The sequence below is a fragment of the Bradyrhizobium sp. SZCCHNS3052 genome, from assembly GCF_032484495.1.
In the GTDB taxonomy this organism is placed as follows: Bacteria; Pseudomonadota; Alphaproteobacteria; order Rhizobiales; family Xanthobacteraceae; genus Bradyrhizobium.
This window is the reverse complement of the sequence record NZ_JAUETB010000004.1, coordinates 318,744-343,864: the sequence shown is the minus strand read 5'-3', so window position 1 is coordinate 343,864 and position 25,121 is coordinate 318,744. Positions and strand designations below refer to the sequence as shown.

At 66.3% G+C, this 25,121-nt stretch carries 23 protein-coding genes; 5 read left to right on the top strand and 18 right to left on the bottom strand.

The genetic code is table 11. The features are described 5' to 3' along the window. Window positions 1-42 precede the first annotated feature (42 nt). The gene (locus tag QX073_RS16520; RefSeq protein ID WP_316226037.1) at window positions 43-864 is read left to right on the top strand and encodes a porin family protein; all 822 of its coding nucleotides are present in this window, start codon (window positions 43-45) and stop codon (window positions 862-864) included. An 81-nt stretch (window positions 865-945) separates the two neighbouring features. On the opposite strand, the gene QX073_RS16515 is transcribed toward QX073_RS16520, so the two are convergent. From QX073_RS16515 to QX073_RS16475, 9 genes are all read right to left on the bottom strand, one after another. After that, complete coding sequence (locus QX073_RS16515) at window positions 946-2,070, bottom strand: ABC transporter permease (protein WP_315715047.1); 1,125 nt, start codon at window positions 2,068-2,070, stop codon at window positions 946-948. A gap of 3 nt (window positions 2,071-2,073) precedes the next feature. After that, entirely contained in the window at window positions 2,074-4,821 is a 2,748-nt protein-coding gene (gene rbbA / locus QX073_RS16510) for a ribosome-associated ATPase/putative transporter RbbA (RefSeq protein ID WP_316226116.1), read from the bottom strand. An 8-nt stretch (window positions 4,822-4,829) separates the two neighbouring features. Beyond that, window positions 4,830-5,930 (bottom strand): HlyD family secretion protein, encoded by a 1,101-nt coding sequence (locus tag QX073_RS16505; RefSeq protein ID WP_315825621.1) that lies wholly within the window; start codon window positions 5,928-5,930, stop codon window positions 4,830-4,832. A 152-nt stretch (window positions 5,931-6,082) separates the two neighbouring features. Next, entirely contained in the window at window positions 6,083-8,029 is a 1,947-nt protein-coding gene (locus QX073_RS16500) for a tetratricopeptide repeat protein (protein ID WP_316203472.1), read from the bottom strand. Between the two features lie 69 nt (window positions 8,030-8,098). Next, a complete protein-coding gene (locus QX073_RS16495; RefSeq protein ID WP_316226036.1) occupies window positions 8,099-8,842 on the bottom strand; it encodes a di-trans,poly-cis-decaprenylcistransferase in 744 nt (247 codons plus the stop codon). A gap of 35 nt (window positions 8,843-8,877) precedes the next feature. Continuing rightward, window positions 8,878-9,258: a transcriptional regulator gene (locus QX073_RS16490; RefSeq protein WP_315715043.1), complete on the bottom strand. Its 381-nt coding sequence runs from the start codon at window positions 9,256-9,258 to the stop codon at window positions 8,878-8,880. Further along, window positions 9,245-9,862, bottom strand: a complete 618-nt coding sequence (locus tag QX073_RS16485; protein WP_315715042.1) for a hypothetical protein — start codon at window positions 9,860-9,862, stop codon at window positions 9,245-9,247. Before QX073_RS16485 ends, QX073_RS16490 begins: the two co-directional genes overlap by 14 nt. A gap of 144 nt (window positions 9,863-10,006) precedes the next feature. Next, entirely contained in the window at window positions 10,007-10,300 is a 294-nt protein-coding gene (locus QX073_RS16480; protein ID WP_315825624.1) for a DUF3551 domain-containing protein, read from the bottom strand. A 208-nt stretch (window positions 10,301-10,508) separates the two neighbouring features. Further along, entirely contained in the window at window positions 10,509-11,483 is a 975-nt protein-coding gene (locus tag QX073_RS16475) for a tripartite tricarboxylate transporter substrate binding protein (RefSeq protein WP_316166327.1), read from the bottom strand. 111 nt (window positions 11,484-11,594) lie between these two features. Here QX073_RS16475 and QX073_RS16470 point away from each other — a divergent pair, with 111 nt between their 5' ends. After that, window positions 11,595-12,005: a VOC family protein gene (locus tag QX073_RS16470; RefSeq protein ID WP_316166328.1), complete on the top strand. Its 411-nt coding sequence runs from the start codon at window positions 11,595-11,597 to the stop codon at window positions 12,003-12,005. 18 nt (window positions 12,006-12,023) lie between these two features. Here the strand turns inward: QX073_RS16470 and QX073_RS16465 are convergent, their stop codons facing one another. Both QX073_RS16465 and QX073_RS16460 read right to left on the bottom strand, forming a co-directional pair. Further along, on the bottom strand, window positions 12,024-13,352 hold the full coding sequence (locus QX073_RS16465) for a DUF2330 domain-containing protein (protein ID WP_315715038.1): 1,329 nt from the start codon (window positions 13,350-13,352) through the stop codon (window positions 12,024-12,026). Then, window positions 13,349-14,173, bottom strand: a complete 825-nt coding sequence (locus QX073_RS16460) for an RnfABCDGE type electron transport complex subunit D (RefSeq protein WP_316226035.1) — start codon at window positions 14,171-14,173, stop codon at window positions 13,349-13,351. The genes QX073_RS16465 and QX073_RS16460 overlap by 4 nt, the downstream gene beginning before the upstream one ends. A 155-nt stretch (window positions 14,174-14,328) precedes the next feature. Between QX073_RS16460 and QX073_RS16455 the strand changes: the two genes are divergently transcribed. After that, window positions 14,329-15,903 (top strand): AMP-binding protein, encoded by a 1,575-nt coding sequence (locus QX073_RS16455; protein ID WP_316166330.1) that lies wholly within the window; start codon window positions 14,329-14,331, stop codon window positions 15,901-15,903. A gap of 8 nt (window positions 15,904-15,911) precedes the next feature. Here the strand turns inward: QX073_RS16455 and QX073_RS16450 are convergent, their stop codons facing one another. From QX073_RS16450 to QX073_RS16435, 4 genes are all read right to left on the bottom strand, one after another. After that, the gene (locus QX073_RS16450) at window positions 15,912-17,213 is read right to left on the bottom strand and encodes a cytochrome P450 (RefSeq protein WP_316166331.1); all 1,302 of its coding nucleotides are present in this window, start codon (window positions 17,211-17,213) and stop codon (window positions 15,912-15,914) included. A gap of 112 nt (window positions 17,214-17,325) precedes the next feature. Beyond that, a complete protein-coding gene (locus QX073_RS16445) occupies window positions 17,326-18,435 on the bottom strand; it encodes an HD-GYP domain-containing protein (protein ID WP_315715034.1) in 1,110 nt (369 codons plus the stop codon). A gap of 218 nt (window positions 18,436-18,653) precedes the next feature. Continuing rightward, window positions 18,654-20,936 carry a xanthine dehydrogenase family protein molybdopterin-binding subunit gene (locus QX073_RS16440; RefSeq protein WP_316226034.1) on the bottom strand — a complete coding sequence of 761 codons (2,283 nt, stop codon included), beginning with the start codon at window positions 20,934-20,936 and terminating at the stop codon, window positions 18,654-18,656. Beyond that, window positions 20,933-21,421: a (2Fe-2S)-binding protein gene (locus QX073_RS16435; protein WP_315715032.1), complete on the bottom strand. Its 489-nt coding sequence runs from the start codon at window positions 21,419-21,421 to the stop codon at window positions 20,933-20,935. The genes QX073_RS16440 and QX073_RS16435 overlap by 4 nt, the downstream gene beginning before the upstream one ends. A 298-nt stretch (window positions 21,422-21,719) precedes the next feature. Between QX073_RS16435 and QX073_RS16430 the strand changes: the two genes are divergently transcribed. Then, window positions 21,720-22,034 (top strand): hypothetical protein, encoded by a 315-nt coding sequence (locus QX073_RS16430; RefSeq protein WP_409977940.1) that lies wholly within the window; start codon window positions 21,720-21,722, stop codon window positions 22,032-22,034. A gap of 32 nt (window positions 22,035-22,066) precedes the next feature. Beyond that, window positions 22,067-22,738: a dienelactone hydrolase family protein gene (locus QX073_RS16425; RefSeq protein ID WP_316226033.1), complete on the top strand. Its 672-nt coding sequence runs from the start codon at window positions 22,067-22,069 to the stop codon at window positions 22,736-22,738. A gap of 99 nt (window positions 22,739-22,837) precedes the next feature. On the opposite strand, the gene QX073_RS16420 is transcribed toward QX073_RS16425, so the two are convergent. The 3 genes from QX073_RS16420 to QX073_RS16410 form a co-directional block, all read right to left on the bottom strand. Next, window positions 22,838-23,554, bottom strand: coding sequence for a polysaccharide biosynthesis/export family protein (locus tag QX073_RS16420; protein ID WP_315715029.1), 717 nt, complete (start codon window positions 23,552-23,554; stop codon window positions 22,838-22,840). Window positions 23,555-23,731: 177 nt separating this feature from the next. Continuing rightward, complete coding sequence (msrA, locus tag QX073_RS16415) at window positions 23,732-24,388, bottom strand: peptide-methionine (S)-S-oxide reductase MsrA (RefSeq protein ID WP_315751818.1); 657 nt, start codon at window positions 24,386-24,388, stop codon at window positions 23,732-23,734. Between the two features lie 184 nt (window positions 24,389-24,572). Continuing rightward, window positions 24,573-24,890 carry a hypothetical protein gene (locus QX073_RS16410; protein WP_315715027.1) on the bottom strand — a complete coding sequence of 106 codons (318 nt, stop codon included), beginning with the start codon at window positions 24,888-24,890 and terminating at the stop codon, window positions 24,573-24,575. Window positions 24,891-25,121 lie beyond the last annotated feature (231 nt).

Here is a 25,121-nt window from a genome sequence, read left to right as displayed (position 1 = left end):
GCTTGTCTCAATGTTGCTGATTTTGATTGAGGATTGTGACCGATGAAAACCCTTGCCTCAGCCGTCTCTTTGCTCCTCGCCAGCTCGCTCGGCGCATTCGCCGCGGATCTGCCGGCCCGCTACACCAAGGCGCCTCCTCCGGCCGCGATCTACAATTGGACCGGCTTCTACTTCGGCGGCAGCGTCGGCTACGGCTGGGGCCGGTCGAACTTGAACACGACGCTGGACCAGACCAGCAGCTGGGCGGTCGAGGGCGCCGCCTTCCAGAATGAGTTCGTCAACATCAGCAACAACCGGCTCAATCCGGCCGGCGTGCTCGGCGGTCTCCAGGCCGGCTACAACTGGCAGAGCGGCGCCGGCGTCTTCGGCATCGAGGCCGACATCAACGGATCGGACCTCAACAAGCGGACGGTTTACACGGCGGCCAACCCGCCCACGACCCGCACCTTCAACGAGAGCATCCGGAACGACTGGTTCATGACCCTGCGCGGCCGCGCCGGTTACGCGGTCGATACGACGCTGTTCTACGTCACTGGCGGTCTCGCGGTCGGCAATGTCAAGGGCAGCTGGGATCTGACCTCGGCAAACGGCTACACCAAGACCGCCTCGGCCAACGAGACCCGGGTCGGCTGGACCGTCGGCGCGGGTGTCGAGCATGCGTTCGCACCGAACTGGACCGTCAAGGCAGAGTATCTCTACACCGACCTCGGCAGCATCAACTACACCTCGGCCTACGTCCCGGGCAGCACCTTCGCCCCGCCCGGCTCGAACTACGTCGAGCGCCTGTCCCAGGACTTCTCATTCCACACGGTCCGGGTCGGCGTGAACTACAAGTTTGGTGGCCCGGCGGCCGCGCGCTACTGATCGTCGTCATCCATAGCGACGCCATTCAAGGAAAAGCCTCGGCCCAGTGCCGAGGCTTTTTTGTTGGGGTCGATGGCGGGCTCAGGCCGCCGCGATCGCCGCCCGGAAGCGGCGCAAGGTCAACGCCAGGACCACCGCGCCGATCGCGGCCACCGCTGCGAATTGCGGCCAGACGACATCGATGCCGGCGCCTCGATAGAGGATCGACTGGGCGAACGACACGAAATGCGTCGACGGCGACGCCTTCATGATGGTGGCGAGCCACACCGGCTGGCTTTCCACCGGCGTCATCCCGCCCGACAACAGGTTCATCGGCACGGCGACGAGGATATAGAGCAGACCGAGCTGGGGCATCGACCGCGCGATGGTGCCGAGAAACAGCCCGACGGCGGTCGCGAAGAACAGATACAGCACGGTGCCCACCATGAACAGCGGGATCGAGCCCATGATGGGCACGCGCAGATACCACCGCACGACGGCGTAGAGCGCGATGGCGACAGCGACGGCGATCACCAGCGCATTGGCCCAGATCTTCGACATCGCGATCTCGAAGGGCGACAGCGGCATGACCAGCAGATGATCCATGGTGCCATGTTCGCGCTCACGCACCAGCGCCGCGCCGGCCAGGATGATCGCGAGCATCGTGACGCTGTTGATGATGCCCATCACGCCTTCGAACCAGGCCGTCGTGACGTTGGGATTGAACGCGATCCGCGTCACCAGGTTGACCGGGGCCGACGAGGATGTCTCGGAGCGGGCGACGAACCAGGCGACCTCCGTATTGATGATCTGCAGCGCATAGCCGGATCCGATTCCCGCCTGGATCATCGCGGTCGCATCGACGTTGACCTGCACCGACGGCTTCCGCCCGGCAAGGACGTCACGCTGGAAATTCGGCGGGATGTCGAGCACGAACGTGAAGCGGCCGCTGTTCATGAGCCGCTCCACCTCGCCTTGGCTGATGTAGACAGGTGGCTGGAAGTAAGGCAGCTGGAATACGCTGGCGATCCGGCGCGACAGCTCGGAGCTGTCCTCGTCGACGACGGCGATCGAGGCGCGATGCAGCTCCTGCGAACTGCTCTGCGCCTGGCTGATCACCGCCACCGTGAACGAATAGATCACGAGCCCGATCAGCACGACGTCGCCGAACAGGCTACGCAGCTCCTTGGTTCCGAGCCAGAACACGTTGGAGAGCGAGCGCATCATGGCTCACGCCTCCTGCTTCGGCAGCATCGCCAGGCTGAACCCGGTCAGGACGGGAATGAAGATCAAAAGGATCAGGATGTCGGCGCCGACATCGGCAAAGCCCAGCCCCTTGGTGAAGGTGCCGACCGCGATCGGGCGGTAGTACGTCATCGGGAAGACCATGCCGATCAGCTTGGCCACGCCGGACAGCGACGACACCGGGACCAGCATGCCCGAGAATTGCGTGGCCGGCAGCACGGTCAGGATCGCGGTTCCGAACAGGGCCGCGATCTGGGTGCGGCAGAAGGTCGAGATCAGCATGCCGAAGCCGGTCGTGGTGACGACGTAGACCAAGGTGCCGACCATCAGCGGCAGAAAGGCGCCCTTGAGCGGGACTCGGAACAGGACCATCGCCATCACGTACATCAGCGCGAAATTCACCAGCGCGACGGCGATGTAAGGCAGCTGCTTGCCAAGCAGGAATTCGAGCCGCGTCACCGGCGTGACATAGAGATTGGTGATCGACCCCAGCTCCTTCTCGCGCACGACCGCGAGCGCCATCAGGATGGCCGGAAACAGCGCGAGCAGCAGTGCGATCGTGCTTGGGGCCATCGCGTAGATGCTGTCGAAGGACTGGTTGTACTTGAACCTGATCTCGACATTGACCGGCGAGGCCGGCAACGGCTGCGTCGTCTTGACGGCGGGATCGGAGAGATAGAGCTGATGCGTGCCTTCGAGGTAGCCTCGGATGGTCTCGGCGCGGAACGGCATCGCGCCGTCGATCCAGGCCGACACGAAGGCCGGCCGGCCGCGCTTGATGTCGACACCGAAGTTCGGCGGGATCTCGATCGAGGCCTTGATGTCGCCGCTCTTCATCCGCCGTTCGAGCTCGGCATAGTTGGCGAGCGGTGGCCTTTCGACGAAATAGCGCGAGCCTCTGAGCTCCGACAGATAGGCGCGACTCTCCGGCGACTGATCGCGGTCGAGCGCGGCGAAGGTCAGGTTGTTGACGTCCGTGGAGATGCCGAAGCCGATCACGATCATCAGGAACGCCGTTCCGAACAGCGCGAACATCAGCCGGATCGGGTCACGGATCAGCTCGAGACCTTCGCGGATCGTATAGGCGAGCAGCCGCCGCAGGCTGACGGCGGCCTGCCGTTGCTCGTCCCGCGGCCGATCGGCGGGGCGTGGATCGGGTCTCGCCTGAGTCAGCGTGACCGGCGGATCGGCGACGCCGGCATCCTGCTCGAGGAAGGCGATGAAGGCCTGCTCCAGCGTCTGCGCGCCCTTGGCGCGGATCAGGCCGTCCGGCGTGTCGGTCGCCAGCACCCGCCCCTCATGCATCAGCGACAGCCGGTCGCAGCGCGCCGCCTCGTTCATGAAATGCGTGGAAACGAAGATCGTCATCTCATCCTGACGCGAAAGTTCGATCAGCAGGCGCCAGAACTGATTGCGCGCGACCGGATCGACGCCCGACGTCGGCTCGTCCAGGATCAGCAGATCGGGTCCGTGGACGATCGCCACCGCGAGCGACAGGCGCTGGCGGATGCCGAGGGGAAGATCGGCCGCGAGGCTGTCGATATGGTCGGTGAGGTCGCAGCGCTCGACCAGTTCGGCAATCCGCTTCCCGGCAGCGGCCAGCGGCAGATGGAACAGCCGCGCATGCAGCACCAGGTTCTGCCGCACGGTGAGCTCGCCATACAGCGAGAACGCCTGCGACATGTAGCCGACGCGGCTGCGCGATTCATGATTGCCGGCCTCCATGGAGCGGCCGAAGATCAGCGCCTCGCCGGCGCTGGGAGGCAGCAGCCCCGTCAGCATCTTCATCGTCGTGGTCTTGCCGCAGCCGTTGGAGCCGACGAAGCCAAAGATCTCGCCCTTGCGGATCTGGAAGTTCACGCCGTCGACCGCGGTGAAATCGCCGAAGCGGCAGGTCAGGTCGCGCGCGACGATCACGGTCTCGTGGCTGCCGTCGAGCTCGGACTTGGCCGGCATCTCGGCGCGGTCGCGCGCCGGCCGGTCGGGCAGCAGCGCGACGAACGCGTCCTCGATCGACGCCGCGTGGGTCTGCGCCTTGAGCTCCGTCGGCGTGCCGGTCGCGAGGATGCGCCCGTCGTTCATCGCGATCAGCCAGTCGAAACGCTCCGCCTCCTCCATATAGGCGGTGGCGACGATGACGCTCATGCCCGCCGCGCTGCGCGCGCGCAGACGGTCGATCAGGTCCCAGAACTGCCGGCGCGACAGCGGATCGACGCCGGTGGTCGGCTCGTCGAGGATGAGCAGATCGGGATCATGGATCAGCGAGCAGCACAGGCCGAGCTTCTGCTTCATGCCGCCGGACAGCTTTTTTGCCGGCCGGTCGGCGAAATCGGACAGCGCCGTCGCCTCCATCAGCTCGGCGATGCGCCAGTCGCGCTCGGACCTCGACTGGCCGAACAGCCGGGCAAAGAACGCGATGTTCTCGCGCACGCTGAGATCGGGATAGAGATTCTTGCCGAGACCCTGCGGCATGTAGGCGATCCGCGGACACACCTGCGTGCGGGCGCGCCGGTCCGCCATGTCGGCCCCGAGCACGCGCGCCTGCCCGTCCTGGATCGCGCGCGCGCCGGCCAGGATCGACAGCAGCGACGACTTGCCGACGCCATCGGGACCGATGAGCCCGACCACGCGGCCGGCGGGAATGTCGATCGAGACGTTGTCGAGCGCGATCACGCCGCGATAGCGCTGCGAGACGTTCCTGACCATCGCGACCGGAGACGCATCGCCGATCATGTCGGCCATCATGGCGAGACTTGCAGACGCGCCGGCCATGCGACGTCGGGATTCCACCTGACATACGCCACGCCCGGCAATCCGCTCCTGACGGCATCGGCATGCGCAGCCAGTCTGTCCGGATCGACGCGTACACGGATGCGAAACATCAGCTTGTCACGCTCGCTGCGGGTCTCGACCGTCTTCGGCGTGAACTGCGCCTGGCTCGCCACGAACGCAACTTTCGCCGGGATCGGACGATCCGGATAGGCATCGAGCACGATCCGCGCTTCGGTGCCGATCTTGACCTTGCCGACCTCCTCGGTCGGCAGGAACACGTCCATGTAGACATAGCCGATGTCCAGCATGGTGAAGACCTTGCCGCCGGCGGCGAGAACTTCGCCGACATTGGCGAGACGATATTGAATGCGGCCGGGCTTCGGCGCGATCAAGGAATTGTCGGCGATCTGAACGGTGTAGAGCGCGACGTCGTGACGAACCGCTTCGAGCCCGCGTTCGGCTTCGAAAATCCGCGCCTGCGCGCCGGCAAGGCCGGCGGTCGCATTGTCGAGCGCCTGCTGGCGCTGATCGGCGAGCTCGCGTGTGGTCCAGCCGCTCTGCAGCAGGCTGCGGGTGCGCTCCATCTCCTGCTCGGCGAGCGTCTTCTGCGCCTGCAGTTGCGCGAGATTGGCACGGGCCTGGTCGACGACGTGCTGCGCCTGCTCGGCCTGGGCTTGCGCCTTCGACAGCGATTGCTGCAGCTCCTTCGTGTCCATCCGCGCCACGATCTGCCCGGCCTCGACGCGATCGCCGATATCGGCGCGCAGCTCGGCAACGCGCCCGGCATATTTGGTCGCGATGTCGATCTCGTCAGCCTCGATGCGGCCGTTGCTGACGCTGATGCCCACCGGCAGCGGCGGATGCAGGCGCTGCCACCAGACGTAGCCGCCACCACCGGCAGCCCCGACGGCGAGCACGAGCAGCAGAAACGGCCACAACGCCCACCTGCGCCGCGGCTGATGGGACACGGGAACAGACACCGCCGACGAGGGAACGACAGCGCCGGGCGCAGCATGCGTATCCCGAACAGGCCGGATGTCACTGACAAGCTCGGATTCCTGCTGATTCATTCCAAAAACGCCTTCGTCGCTGAAGCAGGCGTACCGTGTGCCATACGCACGCAGAAATCCGTTGACGCAGCTCAATCGCCATCGGGCGGCACGTGCCGGCGGCTCAGCCAGCCGATCACGTTTCAGTTATGGCGTCGTTGGTGCTCAAACGTTCAGCACACGCTGACCGTCGCGAGCTGTGCGGCGAGCGCCTCGCGCACGCGCGCGACGACGTCGGCATAGTCACGTCGCGTGTCCTGGCGGAACAGCCGCACGCTCGGATACCAGGGACTGTCGTCACGGCCGAGCAGCCAGCGATAGTCCGGCGTGAAGGGCAGCATGATCCAGGTCGGCTTGCCCAGCGCGCCGGCCAGATGCGCCACGCTGGTATCGACGGTGATGACCAGGTCGAGATTGTCGATCAGCGCCGCCGTATCGACGAAGTCACGGATGTCGGCGGTGAGATCGAGAATGTCGTCGCGCGCGGCGAGCGCGGCCTTGTCGGACGGCCGAGGCTCCTTCTGCAGACTAACGAACCGCGCGCCGGTCTCAAGCAGCGGCGCGAGCGTCGGCAACGAAATCGAACGGTTGTGATCATTGAGATGCGCGGGGTTGCCCGACCAGACCAGGCCCACCCGCAAGCGGTCATGCGGACCGAGTCGCTGTTCCCAGATCGCCCGGCGCGCCTCGGGAGGGCGCGGCAGATAGCACGGCGCAGCAGGGATGGTGTCGAGCCGGGTGGCGAAGGCGAGCGGCAGGCTCGACAGCGGGCAGTGATAGTCGATGGCAGGCAGCGCATCGATGCCGCGGGCAAGGCACTGCGCCACGCCATCCAGGCCGGACAGAAGCGGCTGCAGCGGCGCGTCCACCTCGAGCACGACGCGCGCGCCCTGCGCGGCCACCAGGGTGGCGTAGCGCGAAAACTGGATCGTGTCGCCGAGCCCCTCGTCGCTATGGAGCAGGATCGTCTTGCCGGCGAGGGGCGCGTCCGCAAGCCACAGCGGCGCCTCGAAGCTGCGCTCGACGAAGCCGACGGCGCGACATTTTCGTCCCCATTCGCGCGCCGCCCAGCCGCGGGCGAAGTCGCCGGTCAGCAGCCGGAACAGCGCCGCGTTCCAATGCGCATCGGCCAGATCAGGCTTCAGCGCGACGGCGCGATCGAAGCTTTCGAACGCCTCTGCAAAGCGATGCAGCTCGGCCAGCGACGTGCCGCGATGATTGTGGAAATCCGCGGTCTGCGGCCGGAGCGCGATCGCCTTGTCGAACATGGCGACGGCGTCATCGTGACGGCCGAGATTCTGCAGGATGCATCCATAGCCATTGGCGAAGTCGGGATTGTCAGGCGCCAGCACCTGCGCGCGATGGCCGAGAGTCTCGGCTTCCTGGTAGCGGCGCAGCCGCCGCAGCGCGATGCCGTTCAGGTACAGCACACCCGCCTGATCCGGCATCACTGCCAGCGACTGCCCGAAGCGCGAGATGGCCTGCTCGTAATGGCCAGCATCGAAATGAAGCGCTCCGGCCTTGTTGGCCGCCTCGAGGTGATCGGGCCTGAGCTGCGCCACCTGATCGAAGGCCAGCGCCGCCTCGTCGCGCCGGCCCTGGGCTTCCAGCACCTCGCCGAGACGAAACCAGGTCGCAGCACGATCGGGCGCGAGCTGCAGCAGCCGGTCACAGGCCAGCGCCGCCTCGGCGTGTCGCTGCCTTAGTTGCAGCAGTTCGCCAAGCGCATCCCAGCTCTCGATCGCGTCCGGCTGCAGCTGCAGCGCGCGATCATAGGCCTTGATCGCTTCATCGGTGCGGCCAGCGAGCCGCAGCGCCTGCGCCAGGCCGACGAAGGACTCCGCTGCGGACATGTCCTGCCGAACGGCGCGGGCAAACCACTCGATCGCATCATCGGCGCGCTTGAGCGCCAGGCAGACCTGCCCCATCGCACGCAGCGCGTCGAGCGAGGCCCCGTCCAGCGTCAACGCGCGGCGGCACGCATCCTCGGCCTGCGCGAGCTGGCCGGCGCGCAGCAGCCGCAGGGCGGCGGCGCACAGCGCATCGGGCGTATCGGTGTGGCCCATCGATCCGGATCTGACCGGAGGCTTGCCGGCAGGCCGGCGCTGCTTGTGCTTCATCAGGGGATCTCTGCGCTCGTGCTGCAAGCGGTAGATGATTCCCCGATGTGCGGAAAGATTGGGCCGTCGTCAGGCGACCGGTGCCGGCGCCAGCGGCACCGCCTCGAGTCCTCCGAAGCGGCGCTCGCGGCCGCGGAACGAGGCGAGCGCCTGCGCCAGATCTGCGGCATCGAAATCGGGCCACATCCGCTGGGTGAAATGCAGCTCGGCATAGGCGCCCTCCCAGAGCAGGAAATCGGACAGGCGCTGCTCGCCGGAGGTGCGGATGATCAGATCGACGTCGCGCAAGCCGGCTTCGCCCGTCACGAGGTCGGAGAACGCCGAACGCGTCAGGCCGTCGATTTCGCGGGCCTTCGCCGCGGCCTCGAGGATCGCGTCGCGCGCCGAGTAGTCGACGGCGATGCGCAGGTGCAAGGTGCTGCCGTCGCGGGTTGCCGCTTCGGCCCGGCCGATCGCGTCGGCGATGCCGCCGGGCAACCGGTCGCGACGGCCGATCACGGTGAGGCGGACGCCGTTGCGTACCAGCGACTCCACCTCGCTGGCGAGATAGACCCGCAACAGCGCCATCAAGGCGGCGACCTCGGCACGCGGGCGTCGCCAATTGTCGCTGGAGAACGCATACAGCGTCAGCGTCCCAATGCCCTGGTCGGGCGCGGCTTCGACGACGCGCCGGATCGCCTCGACGCCCGCCTCGTGCCCGCGCAGCCGCGACAGGCCCTTGCGCGTCGCCCAGCGGCCGTTCCCGTCCATGATGATGCCGACATGCAGGCCATCCACCACAGCAGGCGATTTAGGTTGCAGACTACTTTGCATTGCAAAGCTCCAGGTCAAAAAGTGCGATGCGCGATTCAGATGCGGCCCGGGATCAGGCCGACCGACGATGGCGTATGTTCCTTGCCGGCAGCCGCCGCGGCGTCGCGGACGAGGCGCTCGAGCACGGCGAGGTAATCGAGGAAGCGGCGGCGTCCCGCCTTGGTCAGCCGGCAGGTGGTATGTGGGCGATTGCCCTCATAGCCCTTGGTGACCTCGACGAGACCGGCTTCCTGCAACACCTGCAGATGGCGCGACAGATTGCCGTCCGTCAGCCCGCAGAGCTGCTTGAGGTCAGCAAAAGCCAGACCCTTCGGGTGCGCCATCAGCGAGGTGAGCAGGCCGAGCCGTGCCTTCTCGTGGATGACGCGATCGAGGCCGTCATAGGAGAACGGCGCGCTGCCGTCAGTCTTCGACATCGGACTCTCCGGTCGCAAAATACAGAATGCCCGCCATCAGCCCCTGTCCGATCGCGAACGGAAGCCCCATCGTCCAGGGCGACAGCGCATGCGTGGCGCTGCCGACCAGCAGCACGGCGAAGCCGGCCATGAAATAGAACGCCCCGGCAAGCGCCACCGTGCGTGGCAGCGAGCGCACCGACGCGAACACGCCGAGCGACATCAGGATCTGCCACAGGCCCGGCAGCATCCACAGCGCCTCCGGCGCGAACTTCCACAGCAGCACCGCGAGCAGCACGCCGGCGATGCCCGCTGGCAGGAACTGCTCGACCGCCTGATGAATCATCGCGTCCGCAAGGCCGGAATGATGCCGGCGCGACCGCGCCCGCATCTCGAACCAGATCATCGTCAGCGACACGCAGGCTGCCGCCGCCCATCCGAGCAGGAACGTCCACGCGTCGGCCGTCGGGTCGCGCAGAAACAGCTGCTGAAGCAGCGCAGTGACCAGCGCGACGGCCGAGGTCGCGGCCATCGTCGCCGGCCCGTAGCCGCGAAATGCCGTGCCCGCCGCAAGCTGGCTGCGGATCGCGATGATGTCCGCCAGCGCCTTATCGAGGTCGCGCATGTCTCACCTGAGGCCCGGAACGGCTCGTTTAACTTTGCAATACAAAGTATATACGAACGCAAAGTCGATGCAAGCCCGCGCGATTCCGGAAGCGCGCCTGCGTCAGCCGCTTGGCCGCGCGTGCCGACCCGCTCCGTAGAGGCGTCAGTAATACTGATAGCGGTGCACGCGGCGCGGCGGCGGCATGTCGACATAGACCGAGGGGCCGCGGCGGCCAGGATCGAACGCGACGCGCGGATTGATGCCGCAGCCTGCATTGCGCCCGGAGGCACTCGCCCGGCATTGCTCGAAGGTCTGATAGGAGCAGTCGCCGGGGTAACCGACGCCTCGGCCCTGCACACACCAGGGATAGTCGTAACCGCCTGCGGAGGCCGGCGCGATACCGCCACCAAGTGCAACGCCGACGAGGCCGGCTGCCATCATCATAACCTTGCGCATGATCTGTTCCTCTTTTGGCCGGAGGGTTGCACCACACCGGCATGGTCAAAAAACGACAAATCGGCGGAACGGATCACCAACCAAGGCCGTGACGTGTCGCATGCGCGGCACGTCACCTTCAGCCCTCGACGCCCGTCTGGCGGGCCGGCGCCTCATCGAAGACCCGTCGCGGCACGCGGTCCAGCGATTGCGGCGTCGCCTGGTCGTCTCATTCGACCTTCAGGCCGGCGAACTCGACGACCTTCTTCCACTTCTCGGTCTCGGCGGCGATCTGGGCGCCGAACTGCTCCGGCGACTGGATCAGCGGCTCGCCGCCGAGATCGACCAGACGGGCCTTGATCTCGGGCTCGGCCAGGATGGTGTTGACCTGCTTGTTGAGCTTCTCGACGATCTCCTTTGGCGTGTTCTTCGGCGCGCCGATGCCGAACAGCGCGCTCGCCTCGTAACCGGGTACGGTCTCGGCGACGGCCTGGACGTCCGGCAATTGCGGCGAACGCTGCTGCGTGGTGACGCCGAGCGCTCGCAACGAGCCGGAGCGGATGTGCTGGATGATGGAGGGCATGTTGTCGAAGATGACCTGCACCTGGCCGCCGAGCATGTCGGTGATCGCGGGCGCCGCGCCGCGATAGGGCACGTGTTGCATCTTGGTTCCGGTCATCGCCATGAACATCTCACCCGACAGATGCACCGAGGTGCCGTTGCCGGACGAGGCCATGTTCACCTTGCCGGGGTTTGCCTTGAGATAGGCGATGAACTCGGCGACGTTCTTGGCCTCGATGTCCTTGTTGACGGTCATCACGTTGGGGACGCGGTTGAACGAGGCCACCGGCGCGATGTCGCGGACGAAGTTGAACTTGAGATTGGTGTAGAGGCTCGCATTGATGTAGTTGGCCGGATTGACCAGCAGCACGGTGTAGCCGTCGGCCGCCGCGTTCACGACGGCATCGGTGCCGATATTGTTGCCGGCCCCCGGCTTGTTCTCGACGATGAACTGCTGACCGAGCGTCTCGGACAGCCGCTGGCCGATCAGCCGCGCTAGGATGTCGGTCGCGCCGCCCGGAGGATAACCCACCACGAAGCGGACGGGACGGGTGGGATAGTCGGCCGCGGACGCCTTGCGAACGCCAGCGATGGACGGGACGGCGGAGGCGATCAGACCAAGCGCGGTACGACGTGAAATCATGCGTTTCCTCAGGCATTATCGTTGAGCGGCGGTTAACGAGCCGCCGGGATCGATTGTAGCAGAGTGCCGCGATTGCGGCGAGATCGATGCCCCATCAGGAGGGAAGAGCCCATGCCGGTCAAGGTCGATGCGCTCGATCATCTGGTCATCAATGTCGCCGACGTGGACCGCACGACGGCGTGGTACCAACAGGTGCTGGGCATGACGGTCCAGGTGTTCGATCCCGGACAAGGCAAGGCGAGGCGCACGTCGCTGCTATTCGGGAACCAGAAGATCAACGTGCGACCGAAGGACGCGGACAAGGTCGATTGGTTCACGGCCGACCATGTCGCGGCCGGCAGCGACGACCTCTGCTTCCTCACCACCAGCACCCCCGACGAGGTGGTGGCGCATCTCAGTGCGCTCGGGATCGCCATCGAGGAAGGCCCGGTCGCCAAGCAGGGCGCGCGCGGCACGCTGCGGTCGGTGTATTGCCGCGACCCCGACGGCAGCCTGATCGAGATCTCGTCGTATCAGGATTGAGCCGAGGCCGCCCTTAGGTCATTTCGTCACGGTCTCGCCGCTCTTGTCCATTTTCGCGATGATCTCGCTGCGCGACCATCCGGTCAGTTGCGCGAGATCCGTCGCCTGCGTGGCGAAACGCGCGGCGAGACTGTCCCGGTAGGTCTTCGCCGCGGCACAGGACGCCTCGCCGCGCCAGGGATGGTGCTGGACATAGCGACCCTGGAAATTGCTGCGGTCCTTGGTCTCGGCGAAGACGATGTCCTCGGGGAAGGACTTCGCATCGTAGCGCACGTGCAGCCGGGTCACGAAGGCGCTGGCTCCGGCCGTGCCCCGGCGGAGACTGAAGGCGGTGTCATCGTCGCTGCCGATCCAGCGCGCGCCGAGCTCGACCAGTTCCTTGTTGCTCATGGGATCGGCGGCGCAGGGGTCGCACCATCCCATGTCCCAGGCATATTCCACGAACACCGCCTGCATGTTCTCGCGCGCGACCGCCCGCTCGAACAGCGCCTTGTAGAACGGCCCGAACTCGTCCTTCACATAGAGCGGAACATCGATATCGGATGGGATCTTCACCGTTCGATAGTTGGCCGCCTCGATGCGGCCGCTCCTGGTGAGCGCATAGATGATCAGGTCCTGCGGTCCCCTGGCGTTGACCGTGCCGAGCCGCAGCGGCACCATGAACTTGGCGCTCCGGTAGCGCACCTGCAGGGGCCGCAGGGAGCCGTTGCCGATCCCCTTCATCCGCTCGACATTGACCTTCGCGACGAAGAACCGCATGCCCTGCCTGATGTAGCTGCCGAGCACGGCCTCGGCGCCTTGCGGGATGCGATAGTCGTTGTCGGTCAGCCAGCGCGTCAGTCCGTCGCTCTCCTGCGCCGACAGGATCAGCACGTCGTATTCGGCGACGTCGTAGCTGGCCTCGACGGTGACGCCGTAGTTCCGCCGGGTCATTTCGTAGACAGCGCCTGCCATCATCGGCGCCGCCGGCATCGCCCGCGCCGCAACGACGACCGGCGCGCATGGATCGGCATCATGATATTCGACCAGCCGCGGCGCGGTGTATTTGTCGAGATGGTCGATGGTCTTCGGCTCGACCACGCCGATCTGCTTGCGCTCGATGAAGGTCGGCACGGGGACGACCACCGCGAACTCCTTCACGTCGCCCTCGAAGTCGCTGGCCATCGTGATCGCCGTCTGCTCGCCGTCGCGGGCCAGCACGACCTTCGATGACTGGTTGAACAGCTTCGCGTCGGCCTGGGCGACATAGAAGCCGCAAAAGGCATTCGCGGGCGCCATCGCTGCGTTCGCCAGGATCGCGGCGGCCGCGACGCCGGTGCGGAAGAGCTTGCTGTAACGCAGGGTCATGTCGACACTCCTTCGGGAACGGGCGAACGCCAGGAAAAGCGGGTCTCAGGGACGAGCCGGTCGAGCAGCAGCGTGAGCGGCGACAGCGCGATCAGCGACACGTAGAGCGCCGGCCGCATCTGCATGGCGAAGGTGAGGTAGTGCGCCGCGACCGCAACGCTCAGCGCGAACAGCAGCCGGCCGACGCGCGAGTCCGGCGAGGTGCGCGGGTCGGAGATCATGAAGAAGGTGAAGATCAGCAGCGAGCCGCTCTGCAACTGATGCAGCGGAATCGCCAGGGGATCGCCGAGCCAGGCGGCGCGCAGCAGCAGCAGTGCGGCATGGCTGGCGAAAAAATAGAATGCGATGTCCGCGCGTCGAGAGGCGCCGAGCACCAGGATCGCGAAGAAGCCGGCGAGGCTCGCGAACCAGATCTCCGTCCCCCATTGGCCGGGCGAGATCCACACGCCCTTGGAGCTGAACAGCAGCACCACGATCGCCAGCCCCGCCGGGTTGAACACGTGCTTGCCGTCGACGCGCAGCACGAATTTCGAGCCGATGGCGATCACGGCTGCCGCCGCATGCAGCCACAGCGCGTCGGCGCGCAGCAGCAGGCTGAGCGACAGGCCGGTGATCAGCGGTGACTTGAGATCGAGCGGCGCGCCGGAGATGCGGCAGCAGACCACTTGCGTGAGCAGCGCCATGGCGACCGCGACGACGCTCGCTGCGGGACGCGCGCCGAAATCGATCATGGCGAAATTGATCGCCAGCAGCGTCGCCAATGCCGCGATCTGGAAATAGCGGGCATCGGGCAGCCGCCATGGTCGTGGCTCGGCCTGCATGCAAACCTCCGGGCGTGTCTTGCCGCGCCATTGGTCGCCCGCGAACGGAGACGGGTTCAATCCCGATTTGATCGCGGCGACGCAAGGTGGCAGAAGATGACGACGAGAACGAAGCGGCCGGAGACAGGCCGTACTCAAGAACGACGGGAGCGAAGATGAAGGGAACGACGATGGCAGCGGGCACGGTGACGCCGTTCGACGGCATGGACGTGCCGTGGCTGTTGAAGCTGCGCAGCGAGACCCGGCGCGATCATCCGTTCCTGATCTCGGCGCCGTTCGATGCACCGGCGCGCCGCTGGACCTATGGCGCGTTTCACGAGCGTGTCGGCGCATTGGCGGCCGGGCTGGCTAAGCGCGGCGTGCAGCCCGGCGATGCCGTGCTGATCCATCTCGACAATTGCGTCGAGGCGATGCTTGCCTGGTTTGCCTGCGTCGAGCTGGGCGCGCTCGCCGTCACGACCAACACGCGCTCGGCAGCCGCCGAAATGAGCTACTTCGCGGAGCACTGTCGCGCGGTGGCTGCGATCACGCAGCCGGCCTATGCCGAGATGATCGCAGCGCATTGCCGCGGCCTCAAATGGATGGCCGTGATCTCGCACGATCCGGGTCAGGCGGAGGCGTCGGCCGTCGAACGAGGCGAGCGCTTCGAAGCGCTGTTTGCCGACAGCGCCGATCGGCCGCGGCGGCCGGCCGATCCGCTGGCGCCGTGCAGCGTGCAATACACCTCGGGCACGACATCGCGGCCGAAGGCGGTGCTGTGGACGCATGCCAACGCGCTGTGGGGCGCCAAGGTCAACGCCGTCCATGAGGACCTGCATCAGGGTGACGTGCACCAGACCTATCTGCCGCTGTTCCACACCAACGCGCTGGCCTATTCGATGCTTGCCACACTCTGGGTCGGCGCGACCTGCGTGATCCAGCCGCGGTTCTCCGCGAGCCGGTTCTGGAGCGCGGCGCTCGAGCATGGCAGCACCTGGACCTCGACCATCCCGTTCTGCATGAAGGCGCTGCTCGACCAGGACGTGCCGAAGCATCACAAGTTCCGGCTGTGGGGCACGGCGGTGTCCGAGCCGGCCGCCTTCGCCAAGTTCGGCATCAAGATCATCGGCTGGTGGGGCATGACCGAGACCATCACCCACGGCATCGTCGGAGAGGTCGATCAGCCGAACGCGCCGATGTCGATCGGCCGCGCGGCGCCGGAATACACCATCCGCATCACCGACGATGACGGCCGGCCGACCGAGGTCGGCGCCACCGGCAATCTCGCCATCAAGGGCGTGCCCGGCCTGTCGCTGTTCGCCGAATATCTCTACAACGACGAAGCGACGCGCACGAGCTTCGATGCCGACGGCTTCTTCCTGACCGGCGACCGCGTCACGCGCCTGGCCGACGGCTTCATCAAGTTCGGCGATCGCACCAAGGACATGCTCAAGGTCGGCGGCGAGAACGTCGCGGCGTCCGAGATCGAGCAGGTGATCATCACCGTGCCCGGCGTACGCGAGACCGCCGTCGTCGCCAGGAAGCATCCGATGCTGGACGAGGTGCCGGTCGCGTTCGTGATCCCGCAGCCCGGGATCGCGCGCGACGAACTGCCCGAGAAGGTGCTGGCCGCCTGCCGCGCCGGGCTCGCCGACTTCAAGGTGCCGCGCGAGGTCAAGCTGGTCGACGAGATGCCGCGCTCGACCCTGGAGAAGGTCGCAAAGGCCGAGCTGCGCAAGCTGCTGGATTGAGCGCCGCGTCAGCCCATCGTGACGCGGATCGGCAGCTTCTTCGGTCCGTTCACGAACGTTGCCCGCGTCATCAGCACCGGCCCCGCCGGCGACAGCGACGTGAGCCGCGGCAGCAGTTCCTCGAACAGGATGCGCATCTCGAGCTTGGCGAGATGCTGGCCGAGGCAGAGATGCGTGCCATAGCCGAACGCGACGTGGCGGTTCGGCTTGCGGTCACAGCGGAACGTGTCGGGCTGCTCGAACACCGCCTCGTCGCGATTGCCTGACGCGTAGCACAGCATCAGCCAGTCGCCCTTGGCGATCCTGCGGCCGCCAAACTCGGTGTCGGCGGTGGCGCTGCGCATGAAATGCTTGACCGGCGTCATCCAGCGGATCGCCTCGTCGACGAGACCCGGGATCAGCTCGGGATTGGCTTTGACGCGCGCGAACTGCTCGGGATCTTCCGCCAGCGCCCAGATCGCGCCTGCCGTGGACGACGACGTCGTGTCGTGACCCGCGGTCGCCACGATCATGTAGTAGCTGGTGCGGTCGTGCAGCGGCATGTCCTCGCCATTGATCCTGGCGTTGGCAATGACGGTGGCGAGATCGTCGCGCGGATGAGCCTTGCGGTCTTCGGTGATGCGCTGGAAGTAGGCGGCGAAATCGGCCACCACCGCCTGCAGCATCGCCGCGAACACCTCGGCCGACAGCGCCTCCCGCACCCGCGCCGTGTCCGGATCCTGCGGGCCGAACAGCTCCTGCGTCAGCTTGAGCATGCGCGGCTCGTCCTCCTCCGGCACGCCGAGAATCTCCATGATCACGTGCAGCGGATAATGGAGCGCGACGTCGGCGACGAAATCGCAGACGCCGCCATTCGCCGCGGCCTTCGCCGCCATGCGGCCGACGGTCGCCCGCGCGATCTCGCGAATGCGCGGCTCGAACTTGGCGATGTTGGCCGGCATGAACCAGCCCTGCGTCAGCGCGCGATATTTCGGATGGTCCGGCGCATCCATCTGCACCAGCGAACGCACGAGATTGGGCTGGCCGGTAATCTTGTGAACGCGCTCCAGCACCGCCTTGTTGGTCAGCGTAGTCGCACGGTCGGCATTGTGGAACAGATCGTTCTGACGGCTGATGGCGAGAATGTCAGCGTGCCGCGTCACCACCCAGAACGGATCGAACGCATCGAGCTCGGCCCGCCCGAGCGGATTGTTGGCGCGCAGCCAGCGATAGGCATCATGGATGCGGTGGTCGGCATAACAGGCCGGATCGACCAGCGCGGCGGCGATGTGCCCGGGAATGACCTCGCCGGCCTGTTCGGCTGCGCCCATGCTGCTCCTCCCGCCTTTCACCGATTGGCGGGTAGGATAGTGCGCCTCGGCCGAGATGCACTTGCGTCGAGCGGCTACCCTCGGGCGATGGATGCGCTCTCAGGCGATCGCGTCAATGCGCGCCCATCGCGACCGGGCGGAACGCCTGTAGCAGCTGCTGGTCGAGCTTCGGGCCCATGTTCTCCATGATCTGGAACGCGCGCGCATGGGTGAAGGCCGGCCGATAGGCGCGGTGCTCGATCAGCGCGGCGTAGATGTCCACGATCGTGGTGAGGCGCACGATGTCGCTGATCTGCTCGTTGTGCAGCGCGTCGGGATAGCCGGAGCCGTCGAGGAATTCGTGGTGATGCAGGATGACGTCGAGCATCTCCGGCGGGAAGCCGCCCTGCCGCCACAGCGCCTCGTAGCCGCGGCGCGGATGCTGGCGAAGCAGCGCGATCTCTTCCGCCGTCAGCTTGCCCTGCTTGTCGAGGATCGCGACCGGGATGAACGCCTTGCCGACGTCGTGCAGCAGCGCCGCGCGGACCAGCCGGCGCTGGTCGTCGTCGCGCATGCCCAGATGAATCGAGAAGCCGACCGCAAGGCCGGTCACGAACAGGCAATGCCGATAGGTGTCGTTGTGATGACAGCCGACCACGGTCATCCATTCGCGCAGCGAGGAGTGCTTGATCGCCTTCAGGATCTTGTTCTCGGCCGCGACGATGTCCTCCATCGTCAGATGCGCGCCAGTGGGCAGCTTCTCGAAGATCTTGACCATGATGGCCTGCGCGGCCTCGACGCCGCGATTGAGCAGCTTGCCGCGATCGGTCTCGTCATAGCCGTCGTCGGCGGGAAGCGCCGAGCGGATGCGCTGCAGCACGTCGGCGGGGCTGAACGGCCGCGCGATGGTATCGGTGGCGCCGAGCGCCCATGCCTGCATGGTGGCGTGGTGCAGCGCCTCCGCGAGCACGAACAGCCGCGGCACGTCGCTATAGGCGCGTGACGACAGCTTCTTGCGCACCCGCTGCACGCTCTCGGGCGAACGCAGGTTGATGTCGACGATGACGCCGGAGAAGCGGTTGCCGGGGTTCTCGGGGATTTCGGTGGTCGGCATCATGTCGACGTCGCCGACCGAGCGCAGGATGCGCGCCAGCTCGCTGCTCTGGTCACCGCGATCCGACGCGAGCAGGAGATGGCGCCTGTTCGCGGTCTGGGTCACGGTCTGCTTGGCTGTCGCGCTCATACGTGCTCGCCCCCTGCGGTTTGCTGCCCATGCAAGTTACCGGGATACGGGTTCGTCGCGGCTTAAGCCGATCATTCAAGCTGTATCGTTTCAGGTGAGCGAGACGTTAAGAGGATCATTCAAATCGTGCCGCGCGGGAACCTGACCGCAGCGCAAAAAAGAACCGCCGGAGACGAGCTCCGGCGGTTCCCAGATACAGGAATGGTCTCGCGACGACGCTAGGCCTTCATCGCCGCCTTGACCGCTGCGGCGGTGATCGGCAGCGAGCGCAACCGCGCGCCACAGGCGTTGTAGATGGCGTTGCCGAGCGCTGGCGCGACCACGGTCACCGCGGGCTCGCCGACGCCGGTCGCCTTCTCGCCATTGGCGATCACGGCGATCGCGACCTCCGGCACCTGGCTCATCCGCAGCGGCGTGTAGCTGTCGAAGTTGGTCTGCTCGATGCCGCCGTCCTTCAGCGTCGCCTTCTCGTACATCGCCAGCGACAGCCCCCACAGCGCCGCGCCCTCGACCTGGGCGCGGATGTTGTCGGGATGCACCTGGGTGCCGACATCGGTCGCCACGGTGAGCTTCTTCACCGTGACCGCGCCCGTGGGCGCAACCGCGACATGGGCGACGCACGCCGTCCAGCTCGCCGTGGCACGCTCCTGCGATGAAACGCAGGAGACGCCCATGCCTTCGCCTTGCGGGAGCTCCCTGGCGCCGTAGCCGGACAGGCCCATCGCTGCCAGCAGCGTGTTGCGCAATCGCTGCGCGCCGCCGTCGTTCTTGCCCTTGCCGTCGAGCAGCGCAATGCGGAACTGCGCCGGGTCCTGCCCCGAGGCCACCGCGATCTCGTCGATCATGCTCTCGACCGCCCAGAACGTCCAACCCGGCGCCACCGAGCGGAGTTGTCCCGATGGCGTCGCATTATGCGCGAGTTCGTTCTTGATCGCGCGCACGTGATGGTTGGGCACGGTGTAGAAGAAGTCGGCGCCATTGACCGTGAACGAGTCGAGCGGGCCCTTCTTGTCGACCGAGGGCGACAGGAAGTCCGGGATGCCCCAGCGCGCCGTCGGCCAGGCCGAGACGACGTCATGGCTGAGCGCGATCAGCTTGCCGTTGCTGTCGAGCCCGGCCTTGACCTTCTGGTAGGTGAGCGGCCGCGAGTAGTCCATCGTCATGTCGTTTTCGCGGGAGTAGATCACCTTGACCGGCTTGCCGACCGCCTTGGCCGCCTGCACCGCCGGCACCATCATGTCGGCATCGAGCCTGCGGCCGAAGCCACCGCCGAGCCAGGCCTGGTGCATCACGACGTATTTCGGATCGATCCCGGCCGCAGCCGCCGCGATCGCGCCGGAACGGGTCGCGAACTGATTGCCGGTGTAGATGTGCAGGATGTCGCCCTTGAACTCGGCGGTCGCGTTCATCGGCTCCAGCGGCGCATGGATGTTGATGCTGGTGGTGTACTCCGCCTCCAGCACCTTGGCCGCGCCCGACATCGCTGCAACTGGATCGCCGTCCTTGACGAAGAACTGCCCGGCATCGTCCTGCGCCTGCAGCCGCATCGCCTCGGTGATGATGGTGTCGGTGCTGACATTGGCATAGGGGCCTCTGTCATAGCTGATCTTGAGCGCGTCCGCCGCCTTCCTGGCGTTGGCATAGGTGTTGGCGACCGCCACCACCCAGCCCGAGGTCGAGCCGGTCTTGTCGTCGAGCGTCACCGCCTTGATGAAGCCCGGCACCTTCTTGGCCTCGGAGTCGTCGACCGCCGTGACCGTCGCGCCGAAGCGCACCGGCGGCGTGACGACCTTGCCGTAGACCATGCCCGGCAGCATCGTATCGATGCCATATTTCGCCGTGCCGTTGGTCTTGGAGGGAATGTCGAGCTGCGGCACCGAGACGCCGATCATCGTGTACTGATCGGGCGTCTTCAGCGTCAGCGCCTTCAATTCGTCAGGCGTGAAGCTCTTGGTGATCTTGCCGCTCCTGACGATCTCGGCGTAGCTCATCTGCTTCTTGGACTTCGGATGCATCACGACGCCGTCGCGCACCACGAGTTCGTTGGCCGGCACGCCCATCGCGGTCGCAGCGGCTTCGGTGAGCGCGATGCGGCCCGCGGCGCCGGCGCGGCTCATGGCATCGAAGTTCATCATCGTGCTCCAGCTGCCGCCGGTGATCTGGGCGCCGAGCACGGGATCGTTGAACTTCGGATCGTTGGAGGCGAGCTGGACCCGCATGTCCTTCCAGGCCGCGCCGAGCTCCTCGCAGACGATCTGCGCCATGGTGGACGCAATGTGCTGGCCCATGTCGGCCTTGCCGCAGGTCACGGTGACCAGGCCATCCGGCGCGATCGCATACCAGACGCTGGGTTCGAAACTGGCCGGCGCCGCGGCCGCCAGTGCGCTGTCGGCGAGGCCGGCATAGCCGAGCACGAGGCCGGTGGCGGCGGTGCCGACCAGGAAGGAGCGGCGGCTGAGATCGGTCGCGACCGAGGAATTGGTTTGGACGTGCTGGTTCATGTCGCTCTCCGGTCGCTCGAGTTGGACGCGGTGCGCATTTCGGACGCGGCGCGCTGGATCGCCTTCTGAATCCGCGAATAGGTCATGCAGCGGCAGAGATTGCCGTCCATATGCGCGACGATCTCCTCCTTGGTCGGGCTCGTGGTCTTGGCGAGCAGCGTGGCCGCCTGCATGATCTGGCCGGACTGGCAGTAGCCGCATTGCGGCACCTGCTCGGCGATCCACGCCTTCTGCAAGGGATGATCGCCCTTCTGCGACAGCCCCTCGATGGTCGTGATCTTCTTGTTCGCGACGTCGCCGACCATGGTCTGGCACGAGCGCACGGCCTCGCCGTTGACATGCACGGTGCAGGCGCCGCACAGCCCGGCGCCGCAGCCGAACTTGGTGCCGGTCATCTGCAACTGCTCGCGGATGACCCATAGCAGCGGCGTGTCGTGCGCCGCGTCGACGGACATGGTCCGCCCGTTGATGGTGAGATTGGGCATTTGGTTTCTTCCCCGCCCGGCGTGCGACTTCGCTTACGGCGAAGTTCGGTTTTATCGATTCGCTGGGACCCACCGGATAGATGCCAGCCATCATAAGAATGATCGCGTTGCGACGGCGACGCAACGGGATTTGAACGCCGGCCTGCCACATGAAACGGCATTTGTGTTGTGCAGCGCGAACGATGCTGGGCTGGTGACGCCGGGCACGCTAAGAAGAGATGCAGCCAACGCCGACAGCGAAAGGAGATTTCGGCCCATGAGACCATCCGTACGCATGACGCTGTGCCTGGCTGCGGCCATGCTGCCGAGCCTGTCGGCCGTAAGCCCTGCTGCGGCGGGGCAGACGCTCGGCGTCGCCGACGCGCCTTTCACAGCGACGTTATCCAACGTCACGCCGCTTGCCTTCGGCATGGATGTCGGTGAGACATCGCGCGTGCTGGAGCAGCCGTTGATCTATCTGAACGGCGCGCCCGGCAACGAGACCTTTCTGGCACTGCGTAATCTCGGCGGCAGCGGACTGGTCCCGCACCATCACCGCCTCTACCTGAAGTTCCGCAGGGGACGGCTGACCGGCTGGAAAGAGGACTACGGCACCAACTGGATGTGGCGCTGACACGCGCTTGACGACCGCAAAGAGGACAGAACGTGGGACAAGATATCAAGCTGACGGCATCCGACGGCTTCCAGCTCGGCGCCTATCGCGCCGATCCGACGGGAACTGCAAAGGGCGCGCTGGTCGTCATCCAGGAGATCTTCGGTGTCAACCATCACATCCGCAACGTCTGCGACCGCCTCGCCGCCGCGGGTTACGTTGCCATCGCGCCGGCGATCTTCGACCGCGTCGAGCCCGGCTTCACCTCAGGCTATTCGCCCGACGAGATCGCGGTCGCGCGCAAGTTCGTCGCCAATCCGGATTGGGCGGCCTTTTTGCGCGACACCCAGGCCGCAATCGACGGCGTGAAGAATGTCGGGCCGGTCGGCATCATCGGCTTCTGCCTCGGCGGCAGCATCGCCTATGCGGCTGCGACCAAGCTGTCGGGCCTCCGCGCTGCCGTCGGCTATTACGGCGGCGCTGTCGCGCGGTTCGCCGACGACAAGCCGACGGTGCCGACCCAGCTACATTTCGGCGAGAAGGACGCGGGCATCCCCTTGCGCGACGTCGAGGCCATCAAGGCCAAGCGGCCGGACGTCGAGATCTTCGTCTATCCCGGCGCACAGCACGGCTTCGGTTGCGACGAGCGCGCCAGCTACGACCAGCCGAGCGCCGATCTTGCCTGGACGCGCAGGCTGGCGTTCTTTGCGCAGCACCTGCACTGAACGTCCAACCACCGTCATTGCGAGGAGCCTCGCGTCACTCAGCGTCGGGTCGACGCAGGTGCTCAGGTAGGCGTTGAGCCGCAATCACTCGTGCGGAGATCAGAACCAGCGCTCGCCGACCTGGATGGTGTCGCCCGGCTTGAGCGAGGTGCCGAGCGGCACCTCGTAGCGCGCGGCTCCGGAAGCATCGGTGTGGGTCAGGGTGACGACGTCGCGCCGCGCCCGAGGCGAGAAGCCGCCGGCGATCGCGATCGCGCTCTCCACCGTCATGTTGGGCACGTAGGGGTATTGGCCGGGCGCCTGCACCTCGCCGAGGATGAAGAACGGGCGATAGGCTTCGATCTCGACGGCCACCGAGGGCTCGCGGATGTAGCCGTTGCGCAGCTTGGCGGTGATCTCGGCAGCGAGGCCGGCGGTGGTGCGGCCGCGCGCCGGCACGCTGCCGATCAGCGGCATCGTGATCGATCCGGACGCATCGATCGCATAGGTGTTGGTCAGGCCCTCCTGGCCGTAGACGACGACGCGCAGCTTGTCGCCGGCGTCGAGATGATAGGCGGAGTCGCGGCGCGCTGGCGCATAGCCGGCGGGAACGACATAGGCGCCTGCGCCGGTGGCGGCAGCGAACGAGTTGCGCAGCGCCGGGATCGCCCCGCCCTGCCCGGTGGCGGCAACCGGGCCGGTGGAAGGCGTTCCATAGGCCATCGCGTCGAGATCGCTCTGCGGCTGGACGGCAGCGACGGGGGAGATCGTCTGCATGCAGCCCGACAACAGGATCGCGGACAGGACGGCAATGACCGGAACAAACAACGCGCGCACTCGAACAATCCTTGAATGAGGATGTGCGCTAGTCATGCGCGGTTAAGGTTAACAAACCGTTGGCGCGTGTAGTCCCCGTCGCAAGCGGGCGACGGTCAAAGCCGCCCGAAAAAATCCCCCTCCCACGGCGTGGGAGAGGGATCCGATGTTCACCGTGATCGGGCGCGCTCAGCCTGCCTATGCGCTCACGCCGACTCCGATCGGGCACGCGACGCCCGTTCCGCCCAGGCCGCAATATCCGGCCGGATTCTTGGCCAGGTACTGCTGATGATAATCCTCGGCGAAATAGAACGGCCCTGCCGGGACGATCTCCGTCGTAATCGCTCCGAGCCCCTTGGCGCGCAGCGCCGACTCGTAGGCCGTCTTCGACGCCTCGGCCGCCTCGCGCTGCGCGTCGCTGAACGTGTAGATCGCCGAGCGATATTGCGTGCCGACGTCGTTGCCCTGACGCATGCCCTGGGTCGGGTCGTGGCTCTCCCAGAACGTCTTCAGGAGGCGCTCGTAGGACATGATCTTGGGATCGAACACCACCAGCACGACCTCCGTGTGCGCCGTCTGCCCCGAGCACACCTCCTCGTAGGTCGGGTTCGGCGTATGGCCTCCGGCATAGCCGACGGCGGTGACGTGGATGCCGTCACCGAGCTGCCAGAACTTACGCTCCGCGCCCCAGAAGCAGCCGAGCCCGAACACGGCCTGCTCGAGGCCGTCCGGATAGGGCGGCAACAGGCGGCGACCGTTGACGAAATGCGTCGCGGCGGTGGGGATCGGCTGGGCGCGGCCGGGCAGCGCCTCGGCGGCAGACGGCATGACAGGGGCTTTGCGCATGAAGAACATGGGATGTCTCCGCTCATGGCCAGCGCCCGCGGGACGGCCCACGGCGCGATGACCTCTTGTCAGGGGAATATATAGGGCTCTACGGGTCCGGCAGTAGCGCTGTTACGCCGCGCCAGCGGTTCCCGCGCCGCGCTGCCAGCGGAATCCAAGACAGCTGCCGGCGCGGCGAGACGAACAGCCGCGCTCAGTCGCGCCCGTAGCCGATGAGCGGCTTGCGCGGCCGGAACAGCAGCATCAGCAGGATTCCGAGCAGGCCAAGCACCGCAAACACTGGCTGGTCCAAAAATACCTTGACGATCCACTCCCACAGGAACGGGGCCTTGGCCTCGATCCAGGCCTTGAAGGCGGCCTGGCTCGCCTGGTGGACGTCGTTCCAGAGCTGGCCGAAACGGGTGAACTGCAGGGTCTGGTCGGCCACCCAGCGCGCGCCGTCATAGACCAGGAAGATGAAGCTTCCGGCCAGCAGCAACAGCCCTACCAGACGGAAAAAACCGCGGATCATGCCTCACCTGCCCTCTCTCGCTCGCCCTTGCGGGCAGCAAGGCCATAGCGGGGGCCCCGCAGAAATTCAACCTCGTCAGGGGCTTAGAACCGGGTTTTGGTCGATTCCGGCCGCCGCGGGCCGCTCCGAGACCGTTGACGCTCGGCAGGGCTGCCCCTATAAGGTCGCCATTGGCGGTGGGCGCAATCCCGCCGCCGCTGTTCTTTGAGCAGCGCCGATCCGCCGAGCACC

Coding starts and splice junctions, on each gene's coding strand:
- QX073_RS16455 (WP_316166330.1), top strand. CDS start 14,329: ATGAAGGGAACGACGATGGCAGCGGGCACGGTGACGCCGTTCGACGGC.
- QX073_RS16485 (WP_315715042.1), bottom strand. CDS start 9,862: ATGCGCGACCTCGATAAGGCGCTGGCGGACATCATCGCGATCCGCAGC.
- QX073_RS16520 (WP_316226037.1), top strand. CDS start 43: ATGAAAACCCTTGCCTCAGCCGTCTCTTTGCTCCTCGCCAGCTCGCTC.
- QX073_RS16490 (WP_315715043.1), bottom strand. CDS start 9,258: ATGTCGAAGACTGACGGCAGCGCGCCGTTCTCCTATGACGGCCTCGAT.
- QX073_RS16495 (WP_316226036.1), bottom strand. CDS start 8,842: ATGCAAAGTAGTCTGCAACCTAAATCGCCTGCTGTGGTGGATGGCCTG.
- msrA (WP_315751818.1), bottom strand. CDS start 24,388: ATGTTCTTCATGCGCAAAGCCCCTGTCATGCCGTCTGCCGCCGAGGCG.
- QX073_RS16465 (WP_315715038.1), bottom strand. CDS start 13,352: ATGACCCTGCGTTACAGCAAGCTCTTCCGCACCGGCGTCGCGGCCGCC.
- QX073_RS16505 (WP_315825621.1), bottom strand. CDS start 5,930: ATGAATCAGCAGGAATCCGAGCTTGTCAGTGACATCCGGCCTGTTCGG.
- QX073_RS16460 (WP_316226035.1), bottom strand. CDS start 14,173: ATGCAGGCCGAGCCACGACCATGGCGGCTGCCCGATGCCCGCTATTTC.
- QX073_RS16430 (WP_409977940.1), top strand. CDS start 21,720: ATGCTGCCGAGCCTGTCGGCCGTAAGCCCTGCTGCGGCGGGGCAGACG.
- QX073_RS16410 (WP_315715027.1), bottom strand. CDS start 24,890: ATGATCCGCGGTTTTTTCCGTCTGGTAGGGCTGTTGCTGCTGGCCGGA.
- QX073_RS16435 (WP_315715032.1), bottom strand. CDS start 21,421: ATGCCCAATCTCACCATCAACGGGCGGACCATGTCCGTCGACGCGGCG.
- QX073_RS16480 (WP_315825624.1), bottom strand. CDS start 10,300: ATGCGCAAGGTTATGATGATGGCAGCCGGCCTCGTCGGCGTTGCACTT.
- QX073_RS16500 (WP_316203472.1), bottom strand. CDS start 8,029: ATGAAGCACAAGCAGCGCCGGCCTGCCGGCAAGCCTCCGGTCAGATCC.
- QX073_RS16450 (WP_316166331.1), bottom strand. CDS start 17,213: ATGGGCGCAGCCGAACAGGCCGGCGAGGTCATTCCCGGGCACATCGCC.
- QX073_RS16440 (WP_316226034.1), bottom strand. CDS start 20,936: ATGAACCAGCACGTCCAAACCAATTCCTCGGTCGCGACCGATCTCAGC.
- QX073_RS16515 (WP_315715047.1), bottom strand. CDS start 2,070: ATGATGCGCTCGCTCTCCAACGTGTTCTGGCTCGGAACCAAGGAGCTG.
- QX073_RS16475 (WP_316166327.1), bottom strand. CDS start 11,483: ATGATTTCACGTCGTACCGCGCTTGGTCTGATCGCCTCCGCCGTCCCG.
- QX073_RS16445 (WP_315715034.1), bottom strand. CDS start 18,435: ATGAGCGCGACAGCCAAGCAGACCGTGACCCAGACCGCGAACAGGCGC.
- rbbA (WP_316226116.1), bottom strand. CDS start 4,821: ATGATCGGCGATGCGTCTCCGGTCGCGATGGTCAGGAACGTCTCGCAG.
- QX073_RS16470 (WP_316166328.1), top strand. CDS start 11,595: ATGCCGGTCAAGGTCGATGCGCTCGATCATCTGGTCATCAATGTCGCC.